Annotated in this window: 12 protein-coding genes; 3 read left to right on the top strand and 9 right to left on the bottom strand. The window is 55.4% G+C overall.

Going from position 1 to position 14093, the window contains the following annotated elements:
- Window positions 1-43: 43 nt before the first annotated feature.
- The 3 genes from FHI25_RS13160 to FHI25_RS13150 all read left to right on the top strand — a co-directional run bounded on the left by FHI25_RS13160 (window position 44) and on the right by FHI25_RS13150 (window position 1872).
- Window positions 44-541 carry a copper chaperone PCu(A)C gene (locus tag FHI25_RS13160; protein ID WP_210518473.1) on the top strand — a complete coding sequence of 166 codons (498 nt, stop codon included), beginning with the start codon at window positions 44-46 and terminating at the stop codon, window positions 539-541.
- Window positions 542-642: 101 nt separating this feature from the next.
- Complete coding sequence (locus tag FHI25_RS13155; protein WP_210518471.1) at window positions 643-1146, top strand: cupin domain-containing protein; 504 nt, start codon at window positions 643-645, stop codon at window positions 1144-1146.
- A gap of 78 nt (window positions 1147-1224) precedes the next feature.
- The gene (locus FHI25_RS13150; RefSeq protein WP_210518470.1) at window positions 1225-1872 is read left to right on the top strand and encodes a LysE family translocator; all 648 of its coding nucleotides are present in this window, start codon (window positions 1225-1227) and stop codon (window positions 1870-1872) included.
- A 113-nt stretch (window positions 1873-1985) separates the two neighbouring features.
- Here the strand turns inward: FHI25_RS13150 and FHI25_RS13145 are convergent, their stop codons facing one another.
- The 9 genes from FHI25_RS13145 to FHI25_RS13105 all read right to left on the bottom strand — a co-directional run bounded on the left by FHI25_RS13145 (window position 1986) and on the right by FHI25_RS13105 (window position 14093).
- Window positions 1986-2981: a peptide ABC transporter ATP-binding protein gene (locus tag FHI25_RS13145; RefSeq protein ID WP_008891559.1), complete on the bottom strand. Its 996-nt coding sequence runs from the start codon at window positions 2979-2981 to the stop codon at window positions 1986-1988.
- On the bottom strand, window positions 2981-3994 hold the full coding sequence (dppD, locus tag FHI25_RS13140) for a dipeptide ABC transporter ATP-binding protein (RefSeq protein ID WP_120225495.1): 1014 nt from the start codon (window positions 3992-3994) through the stop codon (window positions 2981-2983). Before dppD ends, FHI25_RS13145 begins: the two co-directional genes overlap by 1 nt.
- A gap of 3 nt (window positions 3995-3997) precedes the next feature.
- A complete protein-coding gene (locus FHI25_RS13135) occupies window positions 3998-4933 on the bottom strand; it encodes an ABC transporter permease subunit (protein WP_210518468.1) in 936 nt (311 codons plus the stop codon).
- A gap of 13 nt (window positions 4934-4946) precedes the next feature.
- Complete coding sequence (locus FHI25_RS13130; protein WP_063087349.1) at window positions 4947-5957, bottom strand: ABC transporter permease subunit; 1011 nt, start codon at window positions 5955-5957, stop codon at window positions 4947-4949.
- 117 nt (window positions 5958-6074) lie between these two features.
- Window positions 6075-7682 carry an ABC transporter substrate-binding protein gene (locus FHI25_RS13125; RefSeq protein ID WP_210518466.1) on the bottom strand — a complete coding sequence of 536 codons (1608 nt, stop codon included), beginning with the start codon at window positions 7680-7682 and terminating at the stop codon, window positions 6075-6077.
- A 406-nt stretch (window positions 7683-8088) separates the two neighbouring features.
- On the bottom strand, window positions 8089-9108 hold the full coding sequence (locus tag FHI25_RS13120) for a beta-eliminating lyase-related protein (protein WP_210518464.1): 1020 nt from the start codon (window positions 9106-9108) through the stop codon (window positions 8089-8091).
- 75 nt (window positions 9109-9183) lie between these two features.
- Window positions 9184-10206, bottom strand: coding sequence for a beta-eliminating lyase-related protein (locus tag FHI25_RS13115; RefSeq protein WP_210518462.1), 1023 nt, complete (start codon window positions 10204-10206; stop codon window positions 9184-9186).
- 103 nt (window positions 10207-10309) lie between these two features.
- Window positions 10310-12589, bottom strand: coding sequence for an adenylate/guanylate cyclase domain-containing protein (locus FHI25_RS13110; RefSeq protein WP_210519165.1), 2280 nt, complete (start codon window positions 12587-12589; stop codon window positions 10310-10312).
- A 31-nt stretch (window positions 12590-12620) separates the two neighbouring features.
- Entirely contained in the window at window positions 12621-14093 is a 1473-nt protein-coding gene (locus FHI25_RS13105) for a FecR domain-containing protein (protein WP_210518460.1), read from the bottom strand.

Here is a 14093-nt window from a genome sequence, read left to right as displayed (position 1 = left end):
ATCGCAGACCTGCGAATGCAGGCTGCTTATTGGATGGAATATCATGAAAAAGCTTTTTGCAATTGTTGCGACCGTGGCGTCGCTGTTTATCGTCACCAACGCCTTTGCCGCCGATATCGAAGTCAAGGATGCCTGGGCCAAGGCATCCAAGGGCATGGTGCGCAATGGTGCGGCCTTCTTTGATGTTGTGAATACCGGTGCCGCGGACCGCATTGTTAGCGTGCGCAGTGACCTTGCCGAACGCACCGAACTTCACACCCACATCATGGAAAACAGTGTCATGAAGATGCGCCAAGTTCAGGGCGGTGTTGAAGTGCCGATGCGTGGCTCTGTGCAGTTCAAACCGGGCAGCTATCACGTCATGTTCATTGGCCTGAACAACCCGCTTGAAGAAGGCGAGAAAATCGACATCACACTGGAATTCGAGAAGGCCGGAGATGTGCCTGTGACCATTGATGTTCTCAATACCATGGCGATGGGGCCGAACGGTGGTGCCGGCATGGGGCATGGTCATGGCAAGATGAAAATGAACAGCAACTAAGGTTGCACCAGCACTGAATATTCAAAGGGGGAAGGTTTGCGCCGACCCCCTTTTTTCGTCATGATGGGGCAACCAAAACGGTCGGTTACAGGGAGCCCATCATGTCTGATGACATCACTATTGACGATCTGATCGCCAAGCTTGGCCTGCAACCCCATCCGGAAGGCGGCTATTACGCCGAGACCTTCAGGGCGTTTGAAACCTGTAATCCCGGCAATCGGTATCTCGGTGTGCGCAGCACGGGAACGGCGATCTATTACCTTCTGACGCCCGACACGTTTTCAGGCATGCATATCCTGACCAGTGACGAGATTTTCCACCACTATATCGGGGATGCCGTCGAACAGCTTCAGCTGTTTGAGGACGGCACGCACAAGCGGGTCGAGATCGGCAAGGATTTGCTGGCCGGGCAGAAACCGCAAATGGTGGTGCCGAAAAATGTCTGGCAGGGGGCGCGGCTTAAACCCGGCGGCAAGTTTGCGCTTTTGGGCTGTACCGTTGCGCCGGGCTTTGATTTTGCCGATTTCTCCATGGGTAAACGCGCGGCATTGACGGCGAAATGGCGCGCCGCGTCCGAGCTGATTGCGGCATTGACGCGCGACTGAATTTCAGGCGAAAGTACGTCGTCACCAACTTGGGGTTGTTTGGCGTGGCCGCCAGCCCCGAAATACAGGAATAGCCCCATGCAGCTCGACAACTGGTTTCTTTTTGCCGGGGCGGCAATCGTGTTGGCGATGGCCCCCGGTCCCAATAATCTTCTCGCGATGTTTAATGGCGCGCGGTACGGCGTATCGTCTGCTGCCGTGGGCGGGATTGGCCGTATTGTTGCCTTTGCCCTGATGATTGTGGTGACCGCGGCTGGGCTTGGCGTTGTGCTGGCCGCCAGTGAAACGGCCTTCCTTGTGATCAAATGGGGTGGGGCGGTTTATCTGGTCTGGCTTGGTCTTAAAAGCTGGTTTGCCAAGGTCAATGACAGTGATGAAACGACCGGTCCGGTCGAGCTGATGGTCAATCCCGGGCCGTATAATCTGGCCAAGACCGAGTTCCTGACCGCAATTGGCAATCCCAAGGCGATCCTGATCTTTACGGCCTTCTTCCCGCAATTCCTTGATCCCGCGGTGGCATACGGGCCGCAATTCACCGTCATGGGCGTGACATTCATTGCCATGGAAACCAGCGTTTTGCTGGCCTATGGATTGTTGGGCGGGCAGGTGAAGGGCCTGATCAAGTCAGCCCGCCATATGCGGATGCTCAACCGTGTTTCGGGTACGCTTCTGGTCGGGGCGGGTGTTTTGTTGGCACTCTCCGACCGGTCACGCACGACGGCCTAATTCAGGCAAGATACCCTCAGAAATGCGCAGGGGCGCAGCTTTGTTAAAAGCGCGCCCCCTTGCTCCCTTGTCTACCTGGATAGCTGTTAGGCTTTCCGGGCGATCGCCTGTTGTCAGGCGATTTCTTCGACCCGATGACACGCCACTTCGCGGCCCTCGAAATTGCGCAGTTCCGGGCGAACTTTAGCGCATTCCTCGGTCGCAAACGGGCAGCGTTTATGGAACGCACAGCCCGATGGCGGGTTGATCGGTGATGGCAACTCGCCGGTCAGCGGTTCTGCCTTCACACGTTGTGTCGGATCGATCTTTGGTGCCGACGCCAGAAGCGCCCGTGTATAGGGGTGCAGCGGCTTGGCAAAGATCTCGTCGGTCGGTCCCTTTTCAGCGACGCGACCGAGATACATCACCATGACGTCATCTGCAATATGTCTGACGACAGAAAGATCATGCGAGATGAAAACATAGGCGACATTCATCTCTTCCTGCAGGTCCATCATCAGGTTCAGGACCTGTGCCTGCACCGAAACATCAAGGGCCGATACCGGCTCGTCCGCGACGATGACTTTCGGTTCAAGGATCAGGGCACGGGCAATCGCGATACGCTGACGCTGGCCACCGGAAAACATATGCGGATAACGCTGATAGAATTCCGGACGCAGGCCAACCTTTGCCATGGTGGCATGGACGCGTTCTTCACGTTCCTTGCGGCCAAGATTATCCATGTTCAAAAGAACCGGCTCGGCCAAAATCTGGCCAACCTTTTTGCGCGGGTTCAGCGACCCATACGGGTTCTGGAAGATCATCTGAACGGTGCGGCGGAACTGCTTGGCTTCCTTGTCAGACAGGTTGCCAACGGCATTGCCATTCAGTTTCAGCGCGCCCGAGGTCGGCTTTTCGATCAGGGTCAGCTGACGGCCAAGCGTCGATTTGCCGCAACCGGATTCACCGACCACCGCGAGGGTCTTTTGCGATTCAAGCGTAAAGGAAACCCCATCAAGCGCCTTGACCATGGCGCTGGGCTTGCCAAAGCCACGATTGACCTCGTAGTGACGGACAAGATCATCGGATTCCAGAAGCGGAACACCGGGTTTGGTATCCAGAAAACTCATTACACAGTCTCCCCGGTGGTCGTATCAGCGGTCAGGCCGGTCGGCTGGCCCTGATCATTTAGCGGATAGAAGCAACGTACATCGCGGCCATTGAAGTCCGTGACCTCAGGGCGCGATTTTACGCAGTGTTCATTGGCATAACGGCAACGCGGTGCCAGAAGGCAGCCCTGCGGGCGGTCATACTGACCGGGGACCACGCCGGGGATAGTCCGAAGACGGTCATGGCCTTCGGAACGTTCTGGCAGCGCTTCGAGCAGTGCCTGCGTATAGGGATGGCGCGGGGCAGCAAAGATGCTGTCAGCCGGGCCACTTTCAAAAAGCTGACCGGCATACATGACCTGAATGCGGTTTGCGGCCTCGGACACCAGTGCCAGATCGTGGGTGATCAGGATCAGGCCCATGTCGCTGTCTTCTTGCAGCTTCAGCAACAGATCAATGATCTGGGCCTGAATGGTCACATCAAGGGCTGTGGTCGGCTCGTCGGCAATCAAAAGGCGCGGGTTGCACGCAATAGCCATGGCAATGACGATACGCTGGCTCATGCCGCCCGACAGCTGATGCGGGTAGGCGGTCATGCGCGACTTCGGATCGGGAATGCCAACCTGGTTTAAAAGATCAAGCGTGCGTTCACGACGCTGTTTCTTGTTGCCGCCTTCATGGACCTTGAGGGCCTCCATGATCTGGGCTTCAACCGTGAAGCACGGGTTCAGTGCCGACATCGGATCCTGAAAGATCATGGCGATGTCTTTGCCGGTGATTTCGCGGCGGCGTTTTGCTGGCATGGTGATCAGATCCTGACCATCAAAGGTCAGGGCATCCGCGGTCACACGACCGGGAAAATCGATCAGACCCATTACGGCAAGCGATGAAACCGATTTACCCGAACCGGATTCACCGACGATGCCAAGGACTTCGCCGCGATCAACAGAATAGCTTACAGAGTCAACAGCTCGAAACGGCTTGTCTTCTGAGCCGAACTCGACTGTCAGGTTTTTTACTTCGAGAAGAGCCATGACTTACCGTTTCATCTTGGGATCAAGGGCATCGCGCAGGCCATCACCCATCAGGTTGAAGGCAAGCACGGTGACAAGGATGCAAAGGCCGGGGAAGGTGATTACCCACCAAGCGGAGCCCACAAATTCACGGGCCTCAGAGAGCATGGTGCCCCATTCCGGCAGCGGCGGCTGCGCGCCAAGGCCAAGGAAGCCAAGTGCAGCAGCGTCAAGGATCGCACTTGAAATACCAAGCGTGCCCTGCACGATCAGCGGTGCCATGCAGTTCGGCAGAATATTGACGAACATCTGGCGGACATGACCGGCACCGGCAATCTGCGATGCGATGACATATTCCTTGTTAAGTTCCGATACGACCGAGGCGCGCGTCAGGCGCACATAGTGCGGCAACTGGACGATGGCGATGGCCAGCATCGCGTTTTCAAGCCCCGGGCCGAGGATCGCAACAATCGCCAGCGCCATGATCAGGCTGGGCAGGGCCAGCATGATGTCCATCAGGCGCATGACGCCGACTTCGATCCAGCCGCGGAAGTAACCGGCAACCATGCCAAGCACGATACCGGCAATCATCGACAGGATCACGACGACGACACCGATCGAAACCGACAACTGAGCGCCATGGATCAGCCGCGACAGGATGTCACGGCCAACCGCATCGGTGCCAAGGATGTAACGGGGATCGGCACCTTCCATCCAGATCGGCGGTTTCAGAAATGCGGTACGGTCCTGTGCCACCGGATCGAACGGTGCGATCCATTGTGCGGTCACGGCCAGAAACAGAATGATCGCAATGACGATCAGACCGGCAAAGGCACCGCGGTTCTTTTTGAAATAGTCCCAAGTTTCGCGCATCGGGCTTGGCGGTGCGCCGACGGGCTCAACAGCTGCTTCGGCAACGGTTGAGGCGTGCGCTGCGGACGGGGTGGTGTTCTCGCTCATCTCACAGCTCTCCTTAGCGCTTGTAACGAATACGGGGGTTAATAATCCCGTATAGAACGTCAACGATCAGGTTCACGGCCATCACAAGGAAGGCAATCATCAGAATGCCGCCCTGAATGGTCGGATAGTCGCGACGGTTCATGGCTTCGATGATCCATTTGCCGATACCCGGCCAAGAGAAAATCGTCTCCGTCAGGATCGCACCGGCCAGCAGCACGCCGACCTGAAGGCCGATCACCGTGATCACCGGGATCAAGGCATTGCGCAGCGCATGGACCATGATTACCCGCATCGGTGCCAGACCTTTGGCGCGTGCAACGCGGATATATTCTTCGCCCAGGACTTCCAGCATCGAGGAGCGCGTCATACGCGCAATCACCGCCATCGGAATAGTGCCGAGCGCAACGGTAGGCAGGATCATATGGCTGAGTGCACTGGTGAAAGCGCCTTTCTCACCGCTCAAGAGGCTGTCGATCAGCATGAAACCGGTCACCGGCTCAAAGAAATACATGACCGATATTCGACCCGAGACCGGCGTCCAGCCCAAGGTGGTCGAGAAGAACATGATCAGAAGCAGCGCCCACCAGAAAATCGGCATCGAATAGCCTGTAAGGGATACAGACATTGTCAGGTGGTCGAGCCACTTCCCGCGATTAATGGCGGCAAGCACCCCCAGCGGAATGCCAAGGATCACAGCAAACAGGATGCCCATGACGGCAAGTTCAACCGTCGCCGGGAACAGGGTCAGGAATTCGTCCAGAACAGGTTTCTTGGTGACAAAGGATTTACCAAGATCCCCTTGGAATACGCCCATCAGATAATCGAAATACTGAACGATCAGTGGCTGGTCGAAACCATACTGAGCCTGAAGCTCTGCATATCGCTCAGCATCGACACCACGTTCACCAGCCATCATCAGGATGGGATCACTGGGAATGAGGCGGATCAGGAAGAATACCAAAAGGGTGACACCGAAGAAGGTCGGGATGATGTCCCCCAAACGGCGAAACAGGAATCCTAGCATGCCATCGGGCCTTTATTGTGTCCGCGTGCAAACGGGGTGCAGGCGGACGTCTCTCTCTTTTGCGAAATTGCAAAGAGGCCCGGAAAACCGGGCCTCTCTGATCAGGTTTTGATACGCTTATTCAGCGAGATCTACACCATAGAAGATGTGACCACCGAACGGATCGATCTTGTAGTCAACAACTTCGCTGCGGATCGGTTCGAACACGATCGAGTGTGCGATGGTTGCCCACGGTGCTTCGCGTTTGAAGACCAGCTGAGCTTCTTCGTACAGACGGGTACGCTCGAGAACGTCCGAGGTGGTTTTTGCCTGCTGAATCAGGTTATCGAACTCTTCGTTGCACCACTGTGCACGGTTCGCACTGCCAACTGCGTCACAGCCAAGAAGAACTGCAAGGAAGTTGTCGGGGTCACCGTTATCACCGGTCCAACCGAGCATGAAGGTACCCTGTTCACCTTTTTTGGTGCGATCAAGGTATTCACCCCATTCGTAGGATACGATTTCGGCGTTCACACCAATTGCAGCCCAGTCAGCCTGAACGAGTTCAGCCATACGGCGTGCGTTCGGGTTGTAAGGACGCTGAACCGGCATCGCCCAGATGTCGGTGGTGAAGCCGTCCGGATAACCAGCTTCTGCCAGCATGGCTTTGGCTGCTTCCGGATCATACGGGTCATCAACGGTGTCGTTGTTGTAAGACCAGATGGTCGGCGGAATCGGGTTTTTCGCGGCCGAACCAGCACCCTGATAAACACCTTCGATGATGGCGTCTTTGTTGATCGCCATGTTCAGTGCTTTACGGACTTTCGGGTCGGTGAACGGTTCTTTCTGGGTGTTGTAGCCCAGATAGCCAACGTTCAGACCTTCCTGGCTCATCAGGTTGATGTCGGCATCTGCTTCCATCTCTTCCAGATCGGCCGGGTTCGGGAACGGCATGACATGGCATTCGCCAGCTTTCAGCTTCTGGTAGCGAACGGTGCTGTCCGGGGTGATTGCAAAGATCAGGTTATCGATTGCTGCTTTGCCTTCCCAGTATTCCGGGAATGCTTTGTAACGGATAACCGCATCTTTCTGATAGGCAACGAGCTGGAACGGACCGGTGCCGACCGGATTCAGGTCAACATTTTCCGGGGTGCCTGCTTCCATCATCTTGTCAGCATATTCAGCCGACAGAACAGATGCGAAGTCCATGGCCATGTTGGCGATGAACGGTGCTTCCGGACGGTTCAGAACGAATTTAACGGTTTGATCGTCAACCTTGACGATGTCCTTGACCAGGTCGCCCATCGACATCGAGTTGAAGTACTCGTAACCGCCGCCCGAAACACCATGATACGGGTGCTCGGTGTCAAACTGACGCATGAAGGTGAAGATCACGTCATCAGCATTGAAATCACGGGTCGGGGTGAAATCTTCGGTGGTGTGGAATTTCACGCCTTCACGCAGGTTGAAGGTATATTCCAGACCATCAGCCGAAACGTCCCAGCTGGTCGCAAGACCCGGAACGATGGTGGTGGTACCGCGCTTGAACTGTACGAGGCGGTTGAAGACCTGACGCGAAGACGCATCGAAGGTCGTACCTGCAGTGTAAAGCTGCGGGTTGAAGCCTTCCGGGCTACCTTCCGAGCAATATACCAGGGTTTTTGCCGAAGCGGCAGTCGGAGCAGCAAGTGCGGTGGCTGCAAGCAGGCCTGCACCAAGTGCCACTTTGACGAAATTCGCTTTCATTAAATGCCTCCCTCAAGGCTGGTCCGAGCAAATCAATGCTGTCCGCGTGACATTTGATCCGGTCACGTTTGACAGCATATTTTGCAACGGACGAGGTTTACCCGATCCAACAGGTATGAATGTTGGCAATCGACGAGGGAAAGTAATCAGGGTTTCTGCGTATCGTCAACGGTTCCTGCGGGATTTTACGTAGTGCGGCCGCAGGTCCGAATGATGAATTTAAGTCAAGTATTTGTTATTTTTATGAAATTCACTGTCCGGTTTCATCATTGCAGCAGTGCATTTTTTTCAAGGCTCGGCGGGTGAAATCGCTAAATCACGTGTTTAAAATGTGCTTTTAAACGATTCATATCTTATTGAATCATAATGATTCGTTTGATTTCACCCGTCCTTTTGGCCTCAATTTCTACCCTAGAGTGGTATTGAGTTTGGTGATTTGCACGATATCCGCGTTCCACGCCGCAACAAATCGATAAACATCGGCACCAAGCGACGGCCAGCCGTGGAACATAAGGCCGGCATCACGCAATTTTCCGGCAAGCTCCGGGGACATTTTGATAAACAGCTCATTGCCCTCAGCCGCATGGGTAAGTGACGCGCCCTGTTTGATCAGGACGTCGGCAAGGGCCTGCGCTGCTGCGTTGGCATGGGCGGCATTTTTCAGCCAGACATCATCCTTGATATAGGCCAGAAGCTGGGTCGCCAGATAGCGATGCTTGGAATGCAGATGGCCACTGCGTTTGCGGGCCTGCTCGATCCGGGGTTTCAGGCTGGTGTCGAAAAGAACAATAGCATCAACCGCCATGGCACCGTTTTTGGTCGCGCCAAAGCTGATGGCATCGACGCCGGCCTTCCAGGTGACATCTGCCGGATGGCATTTGAGATGGGCCATCGCGTTGGCAAAACGCGCCCCGTCCATAAACAGGCGGAGATCATGCTTGCGGCAGACATCACCAATCGCCTTGACGTCATCTACTGTGTAAACCGCACCAAGTTCGGTGGCCTGTGTGATCGCCACACATTCAGGCGACACCGAATGCACACCGCGATCAACCAGACCGCTGACAAAACCATCAAGGCCATCTGCTTCAAGCTTTGCCGCCGGGCCATCCATCGGCAAAAGCTTCGCGCCGCCCGTGAAGAAGGCAACGCCGGTGCTTTCGTCCTCGTTGATATGGGCTTCGTGGTGGCAAACCACCCCGCCATAAGGCGAAACAAGCGCAGATAAGCTGATGCAGTTTGCCGCAGTACCGGTTGCAACCGGAATGACGGCAACTTCCTTGTTAAACAGTTCGGAAAAGGCTGCATCGAGTTGCTGACTAAGATCGTCACCGCCATAGGCCGGTGCATTGACAGACGCGTCCTTTGTCAGGGCTTCCAGAATTTCCGGGCAAAAGGGCGATACATTGTCCGAGGCAAAATTCATCTTAAATCTCGTCGTTTTTTTGGTGGCATTGGGGCGGTGATATCACATGCAACCGGGCGGCATGGCAAGGCTGCGCTATTGACCAACGGTTTCCGGCAAGGCTTCGATCATCTTGATCGGACTGTTCCAGGCACAGACAAACCGATAGGCATCAGGGCCAAGCGACGGCCAGGGGCGGAATACAATACCCGCTTTGCTGAGCTTTTCTGCCAAGGCATTGGTCATGTGAATAAACAACTCATTCCCCTGGGGAACAAAGGTCGGCTTTGCCCCCATGCTTGAAAGGGATTTGGCGAGTGCCTGTGCGGCTGCGTTGGCGTGACGGGCATTGCGCAGCCATAGGTCATCTTCAAGATAGGCCAGAAGCTGTGTGGCAAGATAGCGGTGCTTGGAAAACAGATGGCCGCCGCGCTTGCGGTTCTGTTCCGTTTTGCGCCGGAGTTCCCGATCAAACAATATGATCGCATCAACAGCCAACGCACCGTTCTTGGTCGCGCCAAAGCTCAGGATATCAACACCGGCTTTCCATGTGATTTCAGATGGATGGCAATCGAGGGCGGCAACCGCATTGGCAAAACGTGCACCATCCATGAAAAGCCGCATATCGTGTTTTTGGCAAACCGATCCGATGGCCTGAATTTCATCAACGCTGTAAACGGTTCCGAACTCGGTACTTTGCGTGATCGCAACACATTCCGGGTCAACCGAATGCATGCCGTTTGAAACATGCTTGTTCAAATAGGCATCAAGCGTGTCGGCTTCGATCTTTGCCGAAGGCCCGTCGATCCCCAGCAGCTTCGCCCCGCCGCCGTAAAAGGCGACACCCGTGGATTCCGTGACATTGATATGGGCGTGGTGATGACAGACCACGCCGCCAAACGGCGACACCAGCCCAGAAAGCCCAATGACGTTGGCCGCTGTCCCGGTTGCGACCGGCACGACGGATACATCACGCCCGAACAATTCTGAAAAAGCGGCATCAAGCTTTTGGCTTTTGTCATCCGCGCCATAGGGCAGGGCGCTGGCATCACTTTCGGCGGCGATGGCCGCAAGGATTTCGGGACAGATCGGGGTGACATTGTCTGATGAAAAATTCATTGGGGCCTCAAAGGGATGACGTAAAAAGGCGCACAGTTCGGCAAGGCAATGCTGTTTGATGATTAGCCAAGATTGTTTGGATTTTGCGTGCTTGGCAAGTCAGCTATTTGCTGGTGGCGACAAACACGCCATCCCAATCGGCTGGTGGTGGCGTTTCTCTGAACAGAGCAATGCGGCTGGTGTAAAGTTCATAAAGGTCGCCAAGCTTCGCAAAATCGTGTGATGCCTGCTGGCTTTCTGCAATCAAATTTTTGGCTTCGTCCCAGTTTCGCGCGCGATAGGCCGAAAGCATGGCCGCGTGCAGATCGGAAAAGGTTCTAAACTGCGCTGATTCCGCCAAGTCCTTATCGCCGAGCAGGGCAAAGATATGCAGTGCTTCGCTTTTGCCCTTAACGGTGATCAAATCGAGTTCGATCAGTGCGAAGTCATCACCAACCCGTTTGGCAACATCCTCGCCCAGCACGACATCGACGCCATAGTTCTTTGATTGTCCCTCAAGCCGGGATGCCAGGTTGACCGCATCGCCCAGCACCGAATAATCAAAGCGCTGATCCGATCCCATATTGCCGACAAGACAATCACCGCAATTGATCCCGATGCCGACATTGAGCGGCAGGAAGGGCTCATTGGCCTGTTCTGCTTCCTGTTTGCGTTCGTCATTAAGCTTTCTAAGCGCATGTCGCATCGCAAGCGCGCTGTCACAGGCATTGTGGGCATGGTTTTCAACATCCAGTGGCGCGTTCCAGAACGCCATGATGCAGTCGCCCATATATTTGTCGATCGTCCCCTCACGGTTCAGGATGCAGTCGCTCAACGGTGTCAGAAGCCGGTTGATCAGGCGCGTCAGGCCTTGCGGATTGGATTTGAAACCCTCTGATATGGCGGTAAATCCGCGGACATCACAGAACATCAGGGTCATGTCACGGGTTTCGCCGCCCAGTTTCAGACGTTCGGGATGTTCGGCCAGTTGCGCCACCAATGCCGGTGACAGATAGTTGGCAAAGGCGGCGCGCACCTGCCGGCGTTCGCCCTCGGTCCGCATGAAACCAAGCGAACTGGTTGCAAGGTAGACGGCTGCCAAACCGACAATCGGATAAAGCGGATCGATAAGGACGAGTTTATGTGAGTAGGCCCACCAGGAAATGCCAATTGCGCTGGTGGCAATCGCCAGACCAAGCACCGCCGGCCACACCGCACCAAGCCGTGGGACTGCCAGAATGAAGAACATGCCGATGATCAGAAGGACCAGCATTTCGACCTCCGCCGCCCAATAGGGACGGGTCAGGAAATGTTCAAGCAGCATCTGTTCAAGCATCTCGGCATGGACTTCGACCCCCGGGATCACCCGATCAAGCGGGGTAGGGCGCAAATCAAGCAACCCGGCCGCACTTGTTCCCAGAAGCACCATTTTATTTTGCAGGATGTCGGTTCCGGATCCGTTGAGAATATCCGTCGCCGACAGATACCGGTCTTTCTGATGGCCGGTGAAATGCACCCACATATACCCGGCGCGATCCGTCGGGATGGTCAGGGCACCAACGCGAACGGACGCGATGCCTTCCGAGTTGGTCCAGCGCGCACTGCCGCTCGCCCCGGACATCCGTACCAGCATGGTCTTGGGGGCATTCTGTAAAACGCGCAGCATCTCAAGGCTGAGCGTCGGATAGACCGGCTTGCCAATCCCTGGCTGTTCATGATCGATGGCAGCCATCAAAGGTACGCGGCGTACAATCCCGTCCTGACCTGGCGAAACGTTAACCAGCGCATTGCCGGTTGCTGCCGCCTCAATAATATCAAGGTTTCTGGCCGCAGTCGGCAAGACCGGAACGAAATCTGAAAGGGTTCGACCTGCTTCGCCAGCTGCACTGAAATTCCCGACCTGGCGGGGAAGGGCATCAAGCTCGCCATTACGGAGCTGAACCGCGGTGACCACGTTGCCAGTACCCTTGATGAATTGGGCAAATAGCTGGTCGTGGTCGGGCAGGGTCTTTGCCATTTCCGCAATACGATCACGCTCGGTGCTTTGCGGCCAATCGTCGATCACGCGTGATGGTGATGTGCGGTCCGGCTCGGCGAAAACCATATCAAAGCCGACAACAGCCGCGCCGTTGGCGCGCAGTCGATAGAGCAATTCCGAGAGCTTGGTGCGCGACCAAGGCCACTGGCCCTCTTCGCGCAAACTGCGCTCATCAATATCGACAATCCGCACGCCGACATCTTCGTAAGCGCGCGGTGCAATTTGTTGATAAAGGTCGAAAACCGTTAAACGCAGCTGATCAATCACCGGCACATTCTGCCAGCGCAAAACGATGCAGGTGAAGAGTATGGCCAGCGGAATAGTGTATTGCAGCCCAGTCAGAGCGCCGGATTTGCTGAAGCGCATCACGTCTTATGCTTCCGTTTGACCGGCAGACTTATTCCATCGTTCCGCTGCCATCGGTGCCGGAAGAATAGCCACTGGTCGACATATTGAATTCTACGTTATGGGCGTCTTTAAATTTGGCCGTCCCGCTGCATCCCATCGAAGTACAGTTTGGGTCGTAGGTGAAGTCGCCGCTGGCAAATTCAACATTCCCGGATGTGCTGGAATAATCAAATGTCGTCGGGTTGTAGCTTCCGTCAAGGATGCCTGCTGAACCGATTAAACCAGCGTCATTGACTTGAACATTTGTAAACTGGATTGCGATGGTACGGTTCGCATAATCCACAGTTGAACTGAAACTGTAGTCTACATTGGCGCCGTCAATGTTAATCGTCCCTGTCGTTGCGCTACCACTCACCACTTGGCGCAGGCCGTCATAGGTGAATGGGGCAGGAGAACCTCCTGAGTTACCTGACGAGCCTCCTGAACCTGAGCTAGCAGTATTATCGACCAGATTGTTGTTAAGAATCGTCGTGGTCTCAGAGACATTTGTGGCGCTGTTGATTGTACCGATTTGCGCCATGGCGACGTCAACGGCTTGTGCGCTGGTTGCGCCGGTCTGGTTTTGCGCCTGTCCGGTTTGCTGGCTCGTGACAACAGGCTGCTGCGTGGCGGATGCGGTCGAGCTTGCACCTGACCCGGAATCCGAGCCACCACCAAGTGATGCGGTACGCACAACATTTGCCGAAAAATCAAAAGTCGCGGCACTGGTCGGGAAACGTGTGGGCGTGGTGACGTTGTTGTCGGAGACAAAAACGCCAAAGTTTTCGCCGGTCACACTTTGTGAGCCGCCATTCTGGTTAAAGGCGGCAAAGGCGCCGGGGCGCGATGTTGTGTCATTGCGCGACAGGCCGGGCCCCTGATTGACCGCCATGAAAACCAGTTGGTTTGCGGTGTTTGCGTCGGTGGTATCAAAACTGCCCGGTACGATCTCGTTTGCCTGTTCGGCGGTCATGGAGCGGATCAGGCCAATGGTGCCGCGAATACCGATCGAGCCAACCGGCAGGTTCACATCCATGCTTGATGGATTGTTTAGCGGAATTTTACCGGTGACAAAGCGCATCACGCCCATAGCCATATCGGCGACAATGCGTCCGTCGCCGGTGGCCGGGTCATAGACGAACTCGTCAATCGCGACGTCGCTGTTCGGGCCAATGGTAAACACCGTTTCGTCAAGCAACAGAACCTGCATGCCCGAGTTGGCTGACGTGACGATCCGATCCCCCAGATAGACCGGCATGCCACTTTCAACCAGAATACCGACTTCGCCGGTGACCTTGGAAAGTGTGATTTCGCCGGTCACAGCGGCCGAGACGCCCGCCATTTCTGCTTCAAGTTCTGCACTGGCGGGTTTTGGCGCCATCAAGACTGTTGCGGCAATCAAAGGTGCGCAAAGCAGCGTTGCGCCAGCAAACCGACGGATTGTCGCATTCGATTTCAGGGGCGAATATTTGGCCTTTTGCAT

The sequence above is a fragment of the Thalassospira sp. ER-Se-21-Dark genome (assembly GCF_017922435.1).
In the GTDB taxonomy this organism is placed as follows: domain Bacteria; phylum Pseudomonadota; class Alphaproteobacteria; order Rhodospirillales; family Thalassospiraceae; genus Thalassospira.
This window is presented reverse-complemented; position numbering and strand designations above follow the sequence as displayed.